The organism is Streptococcus sp. GS001, assembly GCF_021595565.1.
Lineage (GTDB): Bacteria > Bacillota > Bacilli > Lactobacillales > Streptococcaceae > Streptococcus > Streptococcus xiaochunlingii.
Window position 1 is genome coordinate 372,284 of the sequence record NZ_JACSYJ010000002.1, and the last position, 16,843, is coordinate 389,126.

The 16,843-nt window shown below is 46.0% G+C and carries 19 protein-coding genes and 1 other annotated feature; of the genes, 16 read left to right on the forward strand and 3 right to left on the reverse strand.

The annotated features are described in order from the left end of the window. Positions 1-80 precede the first annotated feature (80 nt). Both H8S88_RS05325 and H8S88_RS05330 read right to left on the reverse strand, forming a co-directional pair. Positions 81-479 carry a DUF6556 family protein gene (locus tag H8S88_RS05325; RefSeq protein ID WP_236128081.1) on the reverse strand — a complete coding sequence of 133 codons (399 nt, stop codon included), beginning with the start codon at positions 477-479 and terminating at the stop codon, positions 81-83. Between the two features lie 101 nt (positions 480-580). Further along, positions 581-1,144: a hypothetical protein gene (locus H8S88_RS05330; RefSeq protein WP_236128082.1), complete on the reverse strand. Its 564-nt coding sequence runs from the start codon at positions 1,142-1,144 to the stop codon at positions 581-583. A gap of 238 nt (positions 1,145-1,382) precedes the next feature. Here H8S88_RS05330 and H8S88_RS05335 point away from each other — a divergent pair, with 238 nt between their 5' ends. From H8S88_RS05335 to proC, 11 genes are all read left to right on the forward strand, one after another. Then, entirely contained in the window at positions 1,383-2,525 is a 1,143-nt protein-coding gene (locus H8S88_RS05335; protein WP_236128083.1) for a cysteine desulfurase family protein, read from the forward strand. 21 nt (positions 2,526-2,546) lie between these two features. Next, positions 2,547-3,767, forward strand: coding sequence for a tRNA uracil 4-sulfurtransferase ThiI (thiI, locus tag H8S88_RS05340; RefSeq protein ID WP_236128084.1), 1,221 nt, complete (start codon positions 2,547-2,549; stop codon positions 3,765-3,767). Positions 3,768-3,935: 168 nt separating this feature from the next. Then, positions 3,936-4,022: a sequence feature (ribosomal protein L21 leader region), on the forward strand. A gap of 33 nt (positions 4,023-4,055) precedes the next feature. After that, positions 4,056-4,370: a 50S ribosomal protein L21 gene (rplU, locus tag H8S88_RS05345; protein WP_003007734.1), complete on the forward strand. Its 315-nt coding sequence runs from the start codon at positions 4,056-4,058 to the stop codon at positions 4,368-4,370. A 15-nt stretch (positions 4,371-4,385) separates the two neighbouring features. After that, a complete protein-coding gene (locus tag H8S88_RS05350; protein WP_236128085.1) occupies positions 4,386-4,730 on the forward strand; it encodes a ribosomal-processing cysteine protease Prp in 345 nt (114 codons plus the stop codon). A gap of 17 nt (positions 4,731-4,747) precedes the next feature. After that, positions 4,748-5,041: a 50S ribosomal protein L27 gene (gene rpmA / locus H8S88_RS05355; protein WP_003002805.1), complete on the forward strand. Its 294-nt coding sequence runs from the start codon at positions 4,748-4,750 to the stop codon at positions 5,039-5,041. A 133-nt stretch (positions 5,042-5,174) separates the two neighbouring features. Then, positions 5,175-6,077, forward strand: a complete 903-nt coding sequence (locus tag H8S88_RS05360) for a LysR family transcriptional regulator (RefSeq protein WP_048690250.1) — start codon at positions 5,175-5,177, stop codon at positions 6,075-6,077. A 3-nt stretch (positions 6,078-6,080) separates the two neighbouring features. Next, positions 6,081-6,542, forward strand: coding sequence for a signal peptidase II (gene lspA, locus H8S88_RS05365; RefSeq protein ID WP_223355926.1), 462 nt, complete (start codon positions 6,081-6,083; stop codon positions 6,540-6,542). Next, positions 6,532-7,422 (forward strand): RluA family pseudouridine synthase, encoded by an 891-nt coding sequence (locus H8S88_RS05370; protein WP_236128086.1) that lies wholly within the window; start codon positions 6,532-6,534, stop codon positions 7,420-7,422. The genes lspA and H8S88_RS05370 overlap by 11 nt, the downstream gene beginning before the upstream one ends. Positions 7,423-7,562: 140 nt before the next feature. After that, on the forward strand, positions 7,563-8,672 hold the full coding sequence (gene proB / locus H8S88_RS05375) for a glutamate 5-kinase (RefSeq protein WP_236128087.1): 1,110 nt from the start codon (positions 7,563-7,565) through the stop codon (positions 8,670-8,672). A gap of 12 nt (positions 8,673-8,684) precedes the next feature. Beyond that, positions 8,685-9,929, forward strand: coding sequence for a glutamate-5-semialdehyde dehydrogenase (locus H8S88_RS05380; RefSeq protein WP_236128088.1), 1,245 nt, complete (start codon positions 8,685-8,687; stop codon positions 9,927-9,929). Between the two features lie 3 nt (positions 9,930-9,932). Beyond that, complete coding sequence (gene proC / locus H8S88_RS05385; protein WP_236128089.1) at positions 9,933-10,748, forward strand: pyrroline-5-carboxylate reductase; 816 nt, start codon at positions 9,933-9,935, stop codon at positions 10,746-10,748. A gap of 282 nt (positions 10,749-11,030) precedes the next feature. Here the strand turns inward: proC and H8S88_RS05390 are convergent, their stop codons facing one another. Then, positions 11,031-12,554, reverse strand: a complete 1,524-nt coding sequence (locus H8S88_RS05390) for an ATP-binding cassette domain-containing protein (RefSeq protein ID WP_236128090.1) — start codon at positions 12,552-12,554, stop codon at positions 11,031-11,033. 318 nt (positions 12,555-12,872) lie between these two features. Here H8S88_RS05390 and hemW point away from each other — a divergent pair, with 318 nt between their 5' ends. Genes hemW through H8S88_RS05415 form a run of 5 tightly spaced genes read left to right on the forward strand, consistent with a single transcriptional unit; the run spans position 12,873 to position 16,833 of the window. Then, positions 12,873-14,003, forward strand: coding sequence for a radical SAM family heme chaperone HemW (gene hemW / locus H8S88_RS05395; RefSeq protein WP_236128091.1), 1,131 nt, complete (start codon positions 12,873-12,875; stop codon positions 14,001-14,003). Between the two features lie 3 nt (positions 14,004-14,006). Further along, a complete protein-coding gene (locus H8S88_RS05400; RefSeq protein WP_236128092.1) occupies positions 14,007-14,765 on the forward strand; it encodes an acyl-ACP thioesterase domain-containing protein in 759 nt (252 codons plus the stop codon). Beyond that, positions 14,747-15,451: a hypothetical protein gene (locus H8S88_RS05405; protein ID WP_229099923.1), complete on the forward strand. Its 705-nt coding sequence runs from the start codon at positions 14,747-14,749 to the stop codon at positions 15,449-15,451. Before H8S88_RS05400 ends, H8S88_RS05405 begins: the two co-directional genes overlap by 19 nt. Then, positions 15,441-16,211, forward strand: coding sequence for a TIGR01457 family HAD-type hydrolase (locus tag H8S88_RS05410; RefSeq protein ID WP_154858298.1), 771 nt, complete (start codon positions 15,441-15,443; stop codon positions 16,209-16,211). The genes H8S88_RS05405 and H8S88_RS05410 overlap by 11 nt, the downstream gene beginning before the upstream one ends. Next, positions 16,204-16,833 carry a TIGR01906 family membrane protein gene (locus H8S88_RS05415; protein ID WP_236128093.1) on the forward strand — a complete coding sequence of 210 codons (630 nt, stop codon included), beginning with the start codon at positions 16,204-16,206 and terminating at the stop codon, positions 16,831-16,833. The genes H8S88_RS05410 and H8S88_RS05415 overlap by 8 nt, the downstream gene beginning before the upstream one ends. Positions 16,834-16,843 lie beyond the last annotated feature (10 nt).

The following is a 16,843-nucleotide window of genomic DNA, read 5'->3' on the forward strand; positions in this document are numbered from 1 at the left end:
CGCTGACGTCCGTACTCACCTAAGGAAAGTTTTTTTAAAAGTACTCTTTTCTATAATAAAAAGACCAAATGGTCTTTTTATTAATTAGCAGATGATTCGGTATCTGTAGCAGATGGTGTTGTGTCTGCAGGTGCTTCACTGGCACTGGTTTCTGCCTGTGATGAATCAGTTTGTTCAGAGCTTGCTTCCGATGCTTGGCTGCTGCTAGCACTGGTATCTGTTCCTGTGGCACTTGAATCAGTAGCAGATCCATCCTTTTCATGGACAACAACAACGCTAGTGGAGCCATCTTTTTTCTCCTCTGTCTTAGTCGTTGGTTTCATGATACTGTAAATAGTAAAGGAAGTAACGATAATCCCGAGAAGACTAGCAATCGTTGCGACAATCATCTGGAATAAAGAAAGGCTCTGTTTCACTTTTTCGCTTCTTGATGGTCTGTTGCTGTCTTGGTGTTTTTCTTTTCGTGAGTATTGTGACATAATCTGTTTCCTCTTCATTTCATATTTGGTTCTTTTATGTGAACACTTTAGTCATTATACGTTATTTTTATGAAAATGTCTAAGAAGAAATGAAAGAGGTTTTAAAATTTCAAATTGCTTTCAAACTGGACGCTTTGAGTCACGCTTTCCTCAGAGGACGTTTCAAAGTTTGCCTGTCCTTTTTCAGAGACGGAAATTGCTTGGTTTGTTTGACTAGGCTGGCTGATGATTTCATGGTTACTAAAACTAGAGGAGTCATTAGGAGAGATAAACTGGCCATTCGCCTGAATCTCTATCTTGTTTGGATCTGGGATAGAGTAGTCAATCTTACCCTTGAATTCCTTGGTTTTTGAAATCACTTTTACATCTTTGACACGGATGATACGACGGAACCAGCCATTATATTCGACCAAGCATTTGAATTCGATGTGGCTATCGGATTCACCAGGGATTGGTTGGATAAGGCTCATTTCGCGGAGGCTGCCTTCATCTTCCCTAAAGTATGGTGGCTTCTCCAAGGGCTGCTGTAGGTCACACTGTCCTTTACCGTGACAGGCTAGTTGGGTAGAAGGGAGGGCAAATGGAAGTGGTGGTAGGACAGTGAGTAGTCCTCCAAGAGCAAGACTTCCAGCTAGGGCAATGGAAAAATAGATCGGTCGTTTCATGCTTGTCTCCTTGTAACTTCAATCAGTTCCAGTTCTGGACTTGAGTAGGTCATAAAAAACAACAGGGGATCTTGTAAGCGTTTTACAAAACTCTCCATCTTCATCATAAGCTATTTTGAGAAATTTACAAGTTTTCTGTCTGAAACTAGGAACAAAATGAAGCCTGCCAAATCCTTGTCCCTCCAACCTATAAATGTTACAATAAGATGATTGAAAATTGACTAGGAGAGAGTGGAAGATGATTTACTTTGATAATTCAGCAACAACCAAACCTTATCCAGAAGCCTTGGCTACTTACACAGAAGTCGCAAGCAAAATTTGGGGCAATCCCTCCAGCTTGCACAACCTGGGAAGTCAAGCGACTCGGATCTTGGAGGCATCTCGTAAGCAGATTGCTTCCCTCTTAGGCAAGAAAGCGGAAGAAATTTTTTTCACCTCAGGTGGGACAGAAGGAGACAACTGGGCGATCAAGGGAGTTGCTTTTGAAAAAGCTCCTTATGGAAAGCATATCATAGTCTCAGCTATTGAGCATCCGGCTGTGAAGGAATCAGCCCTTTGGCTACAAGGTCAAGGATTTGAAGTGGATATTGCTCCAGTTGATGTGCATGGCTTTGTCCAAGTAGAAGAGTTGGAAAAACTCCTGCGTCCGGATACAACCCTCGTTTCGATTATGGCCGTCAACAATGAGGTGGGCTCTATCCAGCCTATTCAAGCTATTGCAGACCTATTGGCGGATCGTCCGACCATCACCTTCCATGTCGATGGGGTTCAGGCGCTGGCTAAGGTTTCAACCGCTCTCTACCTACCAGAACGGGTGGATCTAGCGACCTTCTCCAGTCATAAGTTCCATGGACTTCGTGGGGTTGGCTTCCTCTATCTCAAAGAAGGCAAAAAGATCAGTCCCCTCTTAACAGGTGGCGGACAAGAAAAGGACCTTCGTTCGACGACTGAGAACTTAGCTGGGATTGCAGCGACTGCCAAGGCCTTGCGCTTGGCGATGGAGCGCCAAGAGGACTTTGAGCGCAAGTGCCATCAGTTGAAGGAAGTCATTCGTGAGGAACTAGCCCATTACCCAGATGTGACTGTCTTCTCAGGAGATGAGGGCTTTGCACCCCATATTTTGACTTTTGGTATCAAGGGAGTGCGAGGAGAAGTCATCGTCCACGCTTTCGAAGAGTATGAGATTTATATCTCGACAACCTCTGCCTGCTCTTCCAAGGCTGGCAAACCAGCTGGAACCCTGATTGCTATGGGAGTCGATAAGGCTCTGGCACAAACAGCAGTCCGCCTCAGTCTTGATATCGAAAATGACATGAGTCAGGTCGAGCAATTTTTGACCAAGTTCAAACTGATCTATGAAAAGACGCGAAAGGTGCGTTAAGGAAAAGAAAAGGAAGTTACTATGCCATTAACTTATTCAGAAATTATGATCCGCTATGGGGAGCTTTCTACTAAAGGAAAGAACCGGATGCGCTTCATTAATAAATTGCGCAATAATATCTCAGATGTCTTGTCCATTTACCCAGCTGTCAAAGTGACAGCCGATCGGGACCGTGCTCATGCTTATCTAAATGGAACGGATTATGAACAGGTGGCTGAATCTCTCAAACAGGTCTTCGGGATTCAAAATTTTTCACCCGTTTACAAGATTGAAAAATCAGTCCCAGCCTTGATTTCAGCCGTTCAAGAAATCATGCAGGATATTTACCAAGAAGGGATGACCTTTAAAATCTCAAGTAAGCGCAGTGACCATACCTTTGAACTCGATAGTCGCGAGCTCAACCAAACCTTGGGAGGTGCTGTCTTTGAAGCGATCCCAACCATCCAAGCCCAAATGAAAAAACCGGATATCAACCTCCAAGTGGAAATCCGGGAAGAAGCAGCCTATATCTCTTATGAAACCATTAAGGGAGCAGGCGGTCTGCCAGTTGGGACGTCTGGTAAAGGGATGCTCATGCTATCTGGTGGGATTGACTCTCCAGTAGCGGGTTACCTAGCTTTGAAGCGGGGGGTGGACATCGAGGCTGTTCACTTTGCTAGCCCGCCTTATACCAGTCCTGGTGCTCTGAAAAAAGCCCACGATTTAACTCGTAAATTAACCAAGTTTGGGGGCAATATCCAGTTTATCGAGGTACCTTTTACTGAGATTCAAGAAGAGATTAAAGCCAAGGTACCAGAAGCCTATCTCATGACTCTGACCCGTCGCTTTATGATGCGCATTACAGACCGTATCCGTCAAATTCGTGGTGGCCTAGTTATCATCAATGGGGAAAGTCTTGGTCAGGTTGCCAGCCAAACACTGGAGAGCATGCAGGCTATCAATGCCGTGACCAATACGCCCGTCATCCGTCCAGTGGTGACCATGGACAAGTTGGAGATTATTGACATCGCCCAGGCCATCGACACCTTTGAAATCTCTATCCAGCCTTTCGAAGATTGCTGTACCATCTTTGCACCAGACCGTCCAAAGACCAATCCAAAACTCAAAAATGCGGAGCAGTATGAGCAACGCATGGACGTGGAAGCCTTGGTGGAGCGGGCTGTCGCAGGTATCATCGTGACAGAGATCACGCCTCAAGCGGAAGCAGATGAAGTCGATGAGCTGATTGAGGACTTGTTGTAAGATCTAGTCAGATCGATCTAAAATAATCAGAAAAACAAATGATAGAATAGAGGAAAAACCTTGTTTTCCTCTATTTTTATCATTAAATGATGAAAATCCGTTTTCAAGGGACAAAAATGCTTGTCTTTGTCAGATAGAAGTGATATACTTAGAGAGTTGACTATGCACATGCCTGTGCAACCGCTCGATCATCGTCGCTCATCCTTTGAGCTTAAGTGGTTCGTCCCACGATGCTAGGCGAGTCTTCACAAAATACGGGGAAACCCAAAAATACATAGGAGGTGCATAATGAGCACATACGCAATCATTAAAACTGGCGGAAAACAAGTTAAAGTTGAAGTTGGTCAAGCAGTCTACGTTGAAAAATTGAACGTTGAAGCTGGTCAAGAAGTTACATTTAACGAAGTTGTTCTTGTTGGTGGTGAAAACACTGTTGTCGGAACTCCACTTGTTTCAGGAGCTACTGTTGTTGGAACTGTTGAAAAACAAGGAAAACAAAAGAAAGTTGTTACTTACAAGTACAAACCAAAAAAAGGTAGCCACCGTAAACAAGGTCACCGTCAACCTTACACTAAAGTTGTCATCAACGCAATCAACGCTTAATTTTTAGGAGAACACATGATACAAGCAGTCTTTGAACGAGCCGAAGATGGCGAGCTGAGGAGTGCAGAAATCACTGGGCACGCTGGAAGTGGCGAATACGGCTTAGATGTCGTGTGTGCATCGGTTTCTACGCTTGCCATTAACTTTGTCAACTCTGTTGAGAAATTTGCAGGCTATGAACCGGAACTAGAATTAAACGAAGAAGAGGGTGGCTTCATGCGGGTCACAATCCCGACAGATATTCCACCTCATCAAAGAGAAATGACCCAACTATTCTTTGAATCATTTTTCTTAGGGATGGCAAACTTATCGGAGAACTCATCCGAGTTCGTCCAAACAAGAGTTATCACAGAAAACTAACATGGAGGAAAACAATTATGTTGAAATTGAATCTTGCTAACTTGCAACTTTTCGCCCACAAAAAAGGTGGAGGTTCTACATCAAACGGACGTGATTCACAAGCTAAACGTCTTGGAGCTAAAGCAGCTGATGGACAAACTGTAACAGGTGGATCTATCCTTTACCGTCAACGCGGTACTCACATCTACCCAGGTGTGAACGTTGGACGTGGTGGAGACGATACTTTGTTCGCTAAAGTTGAAGGCGTAGTACGCTTCGAACGCAAAGGTCGCGATAAGAAACAAGTTTCTGTTTACCCAATCGCAAAATAAAAAGCGAAGAAACGGATTCAAAAACTCTCTGATTCATCAGGGAGTTTTTTGATCTCTCTCGATTGATGTCCCTATCTTTTTTCATCCTCTAGATTATGGTATAATGGAGTGATATTGTTAGAAGGAAGAAGACATGAATATTCAACAATTACGCTATGTTGTCGCGATTGCCAATAGTGGTACATTTCGTGAAGCAGCTGAAAAAATGTACGTCAGTCAGCCGAGTCTGTCCATCTCTGTGAGAGACTTGGAGAAGGAACTGGGCTTTAAGATTTTCCGTCGGACTAGTTCAGGGACTTTCTTGACCCGCCGCGGGATGGAATTTTATGAAAAGGCCCAAGAATTGGTCAAGGGCTTTGATGTTTTTCAAAACCAATATGCCAATCCTGAGGAAGAAAAGAAGGAATTCTCAATCTCGAGTCAGCACTATGATTTCCTTCCCCCTTTGATTACCCAATTCTCAGTCCTTTATCCTGAGAATAAAGACTTCCGGATTTTTGAGTCTACGACAGTTCAAATCCTGGATGAAGTGGCTCAGGGTCATAGTGAATTGGGGATTATCTACCTCAATAAGCAAAATACCAAGGGAATCATGCAACGGGTGGATAAACTGGGCTTGGAAGTCGTTGACCTGATTCCTTTCCAGACCCATATCTATTTGCGCAAGGGTCATCCATTAGCTAAGAAAGAATCCTTAGTGATGGAGGACTTGGCACATCTACCGACCGTTCGCTTCACCCAGGAAAAGGATGAGTATCTCTACTATTCGGAGAACTTCGTCGATACGAGTAGCAGTTCCCAGCTCTTCAATGTGACGGACCGCGCAACCCTGAATGGGATCTTAGAGCGGACCGATGCCTATGCGACTGGTTCTGGCTTCTTGGATAGCCAGTCAGTGAATGGGATTACGGTTATCCCCTTGATCGATGATCTCAATAATAAAATGGTCTATGTCAAGCGGGAAGAGGTAGATCTCTCGCCAGTGGCTGAGAAGTTTGTCCAAGTCATGGAAGCCTACTTTGATGAGAAGAGGTAGGCAATGAAGAGAAAGGTAAGTATTTTTATTAGTATCCTCCTCTTGATTCTTCTGGATCAAGCTGTGAAGGGATATGTCGTCAAGGAGATCCCGCTAGGGGGTATGCGACGCTTCATTCCCAAAGTGGTCAGTCTGACCTACCTCAAGAACTCTGGAGCAGCTTTCTCCATGTTGGAAAACCAACAGTGGTTCTTTACCATCATTACCCTGATTGCGATGGGGGCAGCCTTCGTCTATCTCTATCGTCATATCAAAGGTTCCATTTGGCTTTTGTTGGGGTTGACCTTGATTATTTCTGGTGGTATTGGCAACTTTATTGACCGGCTCCGTCAGGGCTTTGTCGTCGATATGTTCCACTTGGATTTTATGAATTTTGCTATATTCAATGTAGCAGACATCTATTTAAGCATTGGGGTGGGACTGCTACTGATTTATCTATTGAGAGAGGAGAGCCATGGAAGTTAGAGTAGAAGTCGCTGGAGCGCGACTGGATAAGGCCGTCTCAGAGTTGACTGAACTCTCACGTGGCTTGGCCAATGAGCAGATCAAAGAAGGAAAGATCCTCGTCAATGGTCAAGTCAAAAAGGCCAAATATACCGTAAAAGAAGGGGATGTTATCAGCTATGAAGTCCCTCAATTGGAAGAAGTGACCTACGAGGCAGAAGATATCCCCTTAGAGATTGTCTATCAGGATGCGGATGTCGCAGTGGTCAACAAGCCCCAGGGAATGGTGGTCCATCCTAGTGCCGGCCATACCAGTGGGACCTTGGTCAACGCCCTTATGTATCACATCAAGGACTTGTCAGGGATCAATGGTGAGCTTCGTCCAGGAATCGTCCATCGTATTGACAAGGACACCTCTGGCCTTCTCATGGTGGCTAAGAATGATGCGGCCCATGTAGCCTTGGCAGATGAGCTCAAGGCTAAGAAGTCCCTGCGCAAGTATTGGGCCATTGTCCACGGCAATCTCCCCAATGATCGGGGTGTCATTGAGGCGCCGATTGGACGGAGTGACAAGGACCGTAAGAAGCAGGCTGTGACAGCCAAAGGGAAACCAGCTCTGACCCGTTTCCATGTCTTGGAGCGTTTCGGGGATTATAGCTTGGTCGAGCTGCAATTGGAGACAGGTCGTACCCACCAGATTCGGGTTCATATGGCCTACATTGGCCATCCGGTCGCTGGTGATGAAGTCTACGGCCCTCGCAAGACTTTGAAAGGCCATGGCCAGTTCCTCCATGCTAAGACACTGGGCTTTACCCATCCTCGGACGGGAGAGGTCATGGAGTTTTCAGTAGAGGTTCCGGAGATTTTTCAAAAAACCTTGGAGCAGCTTCGTCAAGGATAAGCATTCAATCATCAAAACGAGTTTACCTCTTGTGGTCAAACTCGTTTTTTGTGGGGAAACGGCGCTCCTGGTCTGCTCTTAGTAATTTTTAAGGCTTTCATGGTATAATGTTACAATCGAATACTCTGGAGAATGAATGGATGAAGAATAAGCGAATTGTGTTTAAGGTAGGGACCTCTTCCCTGACTAATCAAGATGGGAGCTTGTCTCGGAGCAAGGTCAAGGCCATCACCCAGCAACTGGCTCTCTTGCATGAGCAAGGGCATGAATTGATTTTGGTCTCTTCGGGTGCGATTGCGGCTGGATTTGGTGCATTGGGCTTCAAGAAACGCCCGACCAAGATTGCGGATAAGCAGGCTTCTGCAGCAGTTGGCCAAGGTCTGCTGTTAGAAGAATATACCTCTAATCTACTGGTACGCGACATCGTCTCTGCCCAGGTCCTCTTGACCCAGGATGACTTTGTCGATCAACGCCGCTATAAAAATGCCCACCAGGCTCTCTCTGTCCTCTTGCAAAGGGGGGCCATTCCGATTATCAATGAGAACGATACAGTCTCGATTGAAGAGCTCAAGGTCGGGGATAACGATACCCTGAGTGCCCAAGTGGCAGCCATGGTCCAGGCAGATCTCTTGGTCTTGCTGACGGATGTCGATGGTCTCTACACAGGACATCCCCAAAAGGACCCGACTGCCAAACGTTTGGAGCGGATTGACTCGATTAGCAAGGACATTATTGAGATGGCCGGTGGAGCAGGCTCAAGTAATGGGACAGGAGGCATGCTGACAAAAATCAAAGCAGCCACCATCGCTACAGAATCAGGTGTTCCTGTTTACATTTGCTCGTCCCTGAAAGAAGATGCTCTTCTAGAAGCAGCAGAAAAAACTCAGGATGGCAGCTATTTTACAGCTCAGGATAAGTTTTTGCGCAATCAGAAACAATGGCTGGCCTTCTATGCCCCTAGCCAAGGGTCTATATGGCTGGACCAAGGAGCGGTTAAGGCCGTCAAAGAAGAGGGCAAGAGTATCCTTGTGTCTGGTGTGATAAGGGTTGAGGGAGCCTTCTCTTTCTCCGATATTATCACGGTTCATGATGCAGAGACTGGACAGGTCATTGGGAAAGGGCGTACCCGCTTAGGGGCTGCAGCCATTAAGGATTTGCTCCATGGGCAAAAGCCAAAGGGCATCGTCATTCACCGGGATGATTGGATTACCATCACACCTGAGGTAGAACTCTTATTTACAGAATTTTAAAGGAGGGATTAGATGGAGACGATCGATCAGATTCGCCTGGCTAAACAGGCCAAAAAAAGTATTAATACTGCAACAAGTGATGAGAAAAATAAAGCCTTAAGAGCGATGGCCAACTCCTTGGTTGATGCCACAGCTGACATTTTGGCTGCTAATCAATTGAATATGGAAGCAGCTCGGGGCCGGATTTCGGAGGTAATGCTGGATCGCCTACTTTTGACAGAAGAGCGGATTCAAGCCATGGCCGATGGAATTCTCCAAGTGGCAGCCCTACCTGATCCAGTGGGAGAACTCTTAGAGGAGCGGACCCTGGAGAACGGTTTGGTCATTCAGAAGAAACGAGTGGCCATGGGGGTCATTGGGATTATCTATGAAAGTCGTCCAAACGTGACCTCTGATGCAGCAGCCTTGGCCCTGAAAAGTGGGAGTGCTGTTGTCCTTCGCAGTGGCAAGGATGCTTATCAGACAGCCCATGCCATCGTTAGTGCCTTAAAAACAGGCTTGCAAGCGACCACTATTGATCCTGCTGTCCTCCAGTTGGTCGAAGATACCAGTCGGGAGAGTAGTCTGGTCATGATGAAGGCCAAGGGGGATCTAGACCTTCTTATTCCACGTGGGGGAGCTGGCTTGATCCAAGCAGTTGTAGAGCAAGCAATTGTCCCTGTGATTGAGACAGGGACTGGGATTGTTCACGTCTATGTTGATCAAGCGGCAGATTTAGACAAGGCTCTCAGTATCATCCAGAATGCCAAGACCAGCCGACCATCCGTCTGCAATGCTATGGAAGTCCTCTTGGTGCATGAGGCTATTGCTGGTGACTTTCTGCCACCAGTGAAGAAAGTCTTGGTAGACGAGGCTCCAGTACCAGTGGAGATGCGCTTGGATGCTCAAGCCCAGCAAATCATTTCTGGGACACCAGCTTCTGAGACTGACTTTGATACGGAATTCTTAGATTATGTCATGGCCGTGAAGGTCGTGCCTTCTGTAGAAGAAGCCATTGCTCATATCGAAGCCCACAGTACCCACCATTCAGAAGCCATTGTCTCTGAAGATGCGACAACAATTGAATTCTTCAGCAACCAGGTAGACTCGGCGGCCGTTTATATCAATGCATCGACCCGCTTCACAGATGGCGGAGAGTTTGGCCTAGGCTGTGAGATGGGCATCTCGACCCAGAAGTTGCATGCGCGTGGTCCCATGGGCTTGCGTGAGCTGACCAGTTATAAGTATCTGGTTACTGGAAATGGTCAAGTGAGGTAAGTCATGAAAGTAGCATTTATCGGTCTTGGAAATATGGGAGCCAGTCTGGCCAAAGCGGTCGCAAAAGAAGTAGCAGCTACAGATCTGCTTTTGGTCAACCGCTCCCCTCAAAAAGTGCAAGAGTTTATCGGCCAGTATGGGGGAACAGCGTCTGATCTTGATCAGGCCTTTAAAGAGGCGGAGGTCATCTTCCTAGGAGTCAAACCCTATCAAATCTGTCCTCTCCTAGAAGAGTACCAAACTGTCCTGTCTCAACGCTCCAATCTCTTGCTGGTGTCCATGGCTGCAGGCTTGGAGCTGGACAAAATGGCGGGTGTGGTTAAAAATGACCGAGTGAGGCTCATTCGCATCATGCCTAATACGCCTGTAGCTATCGGTCAAGGAGTTATCAGTCTGGCCCGCTCCCAAGCAGTGACAGACCAGCAAGTAGCCCAGGTCAACCAGCTCTTAGCAGGAGCAGGGGCTCTCTACGAAATCGAGGAAACATTAATGGATCCTGCAACGGCTGTCGCAGGCTGTGGGCCAGCCTTTGTCTATCAGATGATCGAAGCCATGGCAGATGCAGGAGTAAGCTTAGGGCTTACTCGAGAGCAAGCCTTGCAGATGGCTGCACAGACCTTCCAAGGTGCCAGTCAAATGGTCTTAGAAACAGGCGAGCATCCAGCCCGCTTACGAGATGCAGTTTGTAGCCCAGGTGGCTCTACCATCGCAGGAGTCAATCGTCTGGAACAAGTCGGCTTACGGGGCGACATTATTGCAGGAGTGGAAGCAGCCTACAAACGTACCCAAGAAATGGGACAAGAGGCAGGACAAAATTAGATAAAATAATTGGTCAAAACCAAGTTTGGAGAACGTTGACAAACTGTTCTTTCATACAAATCTAACAAATGAATTATCCAATCCTCTATTGAAACTTTCCGCCGTGAGAAAAGTGCTTGAAACAGGATTGTTTCAAGCACTCGGGAGTTTTGAAGCCTTAGATTCAAAACTAAGTCATGGAACTTCTACGAAGTTCGCTGACGTCCGTTCTCACCTAAGGAAAGTTTCTAAGAGGACTTCATTTTCAATTTAAAAGATTGGTTTTGGCCAATCTTTTTTACGTTAGAGCGACTCTATTTCTACCAAACCATTTTCGGTCAGACGATAGATTTTTTGGCAGACTTCTTTGAGGAAGGTCCGGTCGTGAGAGACCGTGACTAGTCCGCCTGGATAGTCTGCGAAAAGGCGTCGAATTTCTGGTTGAGAAGTGGGGGAAAAATTGCGGGTAGGCTCGTCCAAGAGCAGAAATTGGGGACTTGTGAGTACCAGTCGTAGGAGAAAGAGTTTTCCTTGCTGGCCACCAGAAAGTTCAGAGATCGGATGGTGCATTTCAGAATAGGTAAAGTTGAGGGAGGCTAAATGCAATTGAATGGTGTTGATTTCTTCGCGATCGCCTGAATGCTGTAAGAATTGAACGGGTGTCTGAGTCAAAGGGAGAAGTTCAGTGTAATCTTGAGGCATATAGGCAGTGCGGATACTCTCATTCTTCTGTAAAATCTCCCAAATCATTTTTAGGAAAGTGGATTTTCCAACACCGTTAGAACCGATAATCCCTATCTTATCCTGCCCATGAAGAGTGAGGGAGAGGTTCTTGACTAGGACACGATCACCAATTGCGAGCTTTTCCTGATCTAAGAGAAGGACACGTTTTTGAGGAGACAAGGGAGTAAGGGAAGGGAAATGCAGATTAATGATTTCCTCATCATAGGGTTGGGAAGTCATGGCTTGGAATTCTCGCTCATAGCGCTTTTCCTGTGAGAGGAGAGACTTCATTTTCTTTGCTAGGAGACGTCCAGCAGTACTATCTTTGGTATTTCGTAAGGAGGTTTCGACTTGCTGGCGGACGCGACGGTGCTTCTCCATTGTTTTTTTGTAGGCTCGTTGATCATTGGCAGCTTGCTGAGACTGTTGCTTAAATTGTTGTTCCCTCTGGCTACTGTAGTCTTGATAGCCTAGGTGCTCCACGATGGTTTCAGCCTCCTTGCGGTGTTTGATCTGTCTTAAGTGTATGATCGTATCCGCCGTCTGAGTCAAAAAATCCTCATGATGAGAAATAAATAGAATGGTTTGGGAGCTTGTTTGGATCATCTGCTGGAGCCAGTCTAGGGTCTCTAAATCTAGATCGTTTGAGGGTTCATCTAAAAATAGCAATTCATGAGGACGACAAAGTTCGTGAAGAAGTTGGACCTTGAGGGCTTCTCCTCCAGATAGACTTCCGATGGTTTGATCGCTTGCAAAGCGGTCGCTATTAAAATGCAATTGATCAGCCAGTCTGTAGAGGCTGGCATAGTCTAGCTCGTCCTCTCCAAAAAAAAATTCTCCCAAAGTTTTTCCCTTCAATGCTTCCGGCAAAGACTGGGGAATATAGGCATAGGAGTGAAAGGAAGTGGTGATTTCTCCATCTATGGTCAGATAATCTGGTAGAGATTTTGGGGACATGAGGACCTGAAGTAAGGAAGATTTTCCATTCCCTTCTTCGCCAATAATAGCAACTTTTTCTCCTTCATGTATGGTTAGGGACAGATTACGTACTAGATCGCGTAAATCTTTTGTATGGCGGATAGTGAGGTGGGATAGTTTTAGCATAAGATTCCTTTCTACTGGGACAAAAAACAGCTCTACCTATTTAGTAGAGCTGTATTCAAGCGGAACCCAAGTAGAAAAAGACCTAATTTAGCCAACAAAAGGTTGGAGAATAGGCGAGAGGGTACACAAAAAGAGATAGAACAAGCAGGCCACTAAATAAAGTATCTTATTTAACGAAACTTAGTTGTTCATATCTCCTTACCTCCGAATGTGATTAGCTTTATTCTATTCCTTTCATTCCTTCTTGTCAAGGAAATCCTTGCTTTCCCCTTTCTTTTCTGCTCTGGTTTTGGTGCGAAATGTGGTATAATAAAGGTTATGCAAGCTAAACCGTCCTCTGCCTATGTGCATATTCCATTTTGTACCCAGATTTGTTATTATTGTGACTTTTCTAAGGTTTTTATCAAGAATCAGCCGGTCGATGCCTATCTGGAACACTTGATCCAGGAGACTCGATCGTATGAGATTGGCAAACTTCGGACTCTCTACATCGGTGGAGGGACTCCGACAGCTCTGTCCGCCCAACAACTGGCCTATCTCTTGACAGAATTGCCCAAGGTTATGGACCTATCGGAAGTAGAAGAGTTTACCATCGAAGCCAATCCTGGAGATCTGGATCCGGATAAGATCGCAGTTCTCAAGGAGTCTCAGGTCAATCGGGTCTCTCTGGGTGTCCAAACCTTTGATAACAAGATGCTGAAAAAGATCGGTCGGAGTCACCAGGAGCAGGATATCTATGACAATATCCGCCACCTCAAGCAGGCAGGATTTGACAATATTTCGATTGATTTGATCTATGCTCTGCCGGGTCAGACCATGGACCAGGTCAAGGAAAATGTCGCCAAGGCGATCGACTTGGACATCCCCCACATGAGTCTCTATAGTTTGATTTTAGAAAACCACACGGTCTTTATGAACCGCATGCGACGGGGCAAGCTTCCTCTCTCCAAAGAAGAGTTGGAAGCGGAGATGTTTGAGTACATCATTGAGGAACTGGAAAAAGCAGGCTTTGAGCACTATGAGATTTCCAATTTCTCCAAGCCTGGCTTTGAAAGTCGCCACAATCTGGTCTATTGGGATAATGCAGAATACTATGGCCTGGGAGCTGGTGCTTCCGGCTATGTCGATGGGATTCGCTACAAGAATCATGGCCCAATCCGGCATTACCTGGAGGCTGTTGAGGCTGGTAAGGCACGGATTACAGAGGAGCACCTGACACTGGAAGAGAAGATGGAAGAGGAGTTGTTCCTCGGTCTACGGAAAAAGACAGGTGTGTCTAAGGCACGTTTTGAAGAAAAATTTGGTATCTCCTTTGACCAACGCTATGGACAAGTGGTGGCCAGTCTAACGAAGCAGGGACTCTTGGTTCCAGATGACAAGCAAGTGCGGATGACTAAGAGAGGCTTGTTCCTTGGTGATACCGTAGCAGAGAAATTTATATTGGAGTAAACGATGGCTAAAATTTATCAGTATGACATGAAAGTCCCCTTTGATATGAGCGATGTGAATGGCTTTATCAAGATGCCACAGCTCATCCTCTTGTCTTTGCAAGTCTCAGGTATGCAGTCGATGGAGATTGGTATTAGTGACAGGGACCTGCTCGAACAGTACAATCTAGTCTGGATTATCACTGACTATGACATCACGGTTCATCGCCTACCAGTCTTTGATGAACAGATTACCATTGAGACCCAGGCCCTGGCCCACAATCGTCTCTTTTGCTACCGTTCCTTTGTGGTCAGAGATCAGAATGGGGAAGCCATCGTCGAGATGGTGGCAACCTTTGTCTTGATGGATCGGGATAGTCGCAAGGTCCAATCTGTACCAGAGGAGATCACCGATCCATATGAGTCACCGTTTGAGAAGAAGATCCGCCGTGGTCCACGCTATCCAGAACTGAATGGGGCCATGGAGCAAGACTACCATGTACGTTTCTATGATTTAGACATGAACGGTCATGTGAACAACAGCAAGTACTTGGACTGGGTCTTCGAAGTGATGGGAGCAGAATTCCTAACCCAGCATATCCCCAAACGGGTCCACCTCAAGTATGTTAAGGAGGTCCTGCCTGGGGGCATGATTACCTCTAGCGTTGAGCGAGAAGGGATGATCAGCAATCATGTCATCTCATCAGAAGGCCAAATCCACGCCCAAGCCCTCATCACTTGGGAAGAAATAGATAAGGAAACATTATGGAAAAACGAAGATTAAAACAGAAAAAAGAAGACTTGATGGAGGTTCAACGACGGGTTGTTGCTTATGCTCGTCGTAAGAAAAATCCCCTCTATGTATTAGGAGATGGTTTCTTAACCTTAGTCGCAGCCTTTTATATCTTTATTGAAGAAGCAGTTCGCTTTGTCCGCTATCGGTTGAGTTTTGAAGCCTTTATGCGTTTTCTCAAGGAAGATGTTCGCTGGTATCGTGTTTGGATTCATTTGATTTTGGCCTTTATCCTGCCTGTTGTTGTCTTTTCTTTGAGTATCACCAGCCAATCGGGTAGCTTCTGGAGTAACTTCTTTGATAAGCTCTCCCAAGGTGTCCTCTTTAGTACGACTGTCAGCCTCGCAGCGACTTTAATGACAGATTTTATCGAGACCATGAAGCCTATCCAGGCAGGGAAAGAAAGCAATGAGGAAAAAGAGACTGGAGTCTATACCATTACCATTGATCAGGCTAAGATCGGTGGCTTGATGGTGACCATCGTCATCTTGATGATTTCATCCTTCCTCTTTACTCAGGCTGGAAAAGCAAGTATCAATTTCTTCGGTTTGGTCCTTCAATTTGCCTTATATGGGGCTTGTTTGCTTCTGTATGGAGCAGGAGGCCAGTTTCAGGATCAGGACAAAGTAGCAGAGGAAGCAAGTGAAAAAGGAGACCAAGAATCCCATGACTTATAAGGGTTATTTAATTGACTTAGATGGAACCATCTACAAGGGGAAAGAACGGATCCCAGCTGGGGAAGCCTTTGTTCACGAATTGCAAGAGCGTCAGATCCCCTATCTCTTTGTGACCAACAATACTACTCGGACACCGGAAATGGTTCAAGAGATGCTGGCAGGCCAGTTCAATATCGAAACGCCACTGGATACCATCTATACAGCGACACTAGCAACCATTGATTATATGGTGGACATGAATCTTGGGAAAACTGCCTATGTCATTGGAGATGTGGGCTTGAAACAGGCCATTGCTGAAGCAGGTTTCGTCGAAGATACGGTAAATCCATCCTATGTCGTGGTGGGTCTTGACTGGGAAGTGGACTATGAGAAATTCTCCATCGCGACTTTGGCTATTCAAAAGGGAGCCCATTTCATCGGGACAAATCCAGACCTCAATATCCCGACAGAGCGCGGAATGATGCCAGGGGCTGGTGCTCTAAATGCCCTGATTGAAGCGGCAACGCGCGTGAAGCCAACCTTTATCGGAAAGCCCAATGCCATCATCATGGATAAGGCCATCGCTCACTTGGGACTAGAACGCGAAGAAGTGGTCATGGTAGGTGACAATTACCTGACTGACATTCGTGCAGGGATTGACAATGGCATTCCTACTTTGCTAGTGACCACTGGCTTTACCAAGCCAGAAGAAGTACCAGACCTGCCCTTGCCACCAACTCACGTCCTATCGAGCTTAGCGGAGTGGGATTTCGATGCGTGATCGGTTGAAAGTAACGGGCTTTGTCCTCTGGCTCTTAGCAACGGTGATTTTGGGAACCATTCTACTAGCCTGGTTGATCTATCCCATGGAGATTAGCTGGTTACGAATTCAGAATCGGACCGGTTTGTCTCCTGCAGTCATCCAGAAGAATTTTCAGCTCCTTATGCAGTATTTGACCAGTCCTTTTACCTGGAAGCTGGACATGCCGGATTTTCCATCTTCTCCCGATGGGCTCCATCATTTTCAAGCAGTCAAGTACCTCTTTCACCTGACCCAGGTCTTATTCCTGGTCTTGTTGCCAGTAGCTGTACGATTTATTCGAACAGTGATTCGTAAAGGCTACGCAGGCCTCTATCGCCCTTTATTTGGTGGGATGGTTCTCTTGCCGATTATTATAGGAGGAGTGACCCTCTTTATTGGCTTTGATCAATTCTTTACCCTCTTTCACCAAGTCCTCTTTGTCGGAGATGCTACTTGGCTCTTTGATCCTTATCGGGATCCGATTATTTTAGCACTACCGGAGGACTATTTCCTACATGCCTTTATGATTTTCTTTGTATTGTATGAAGGGGCTTTTGGATGGTGCTACGGGTGGAGTCGGAAAAGAAAAACAGTAGATTAGTGGAGTGAAT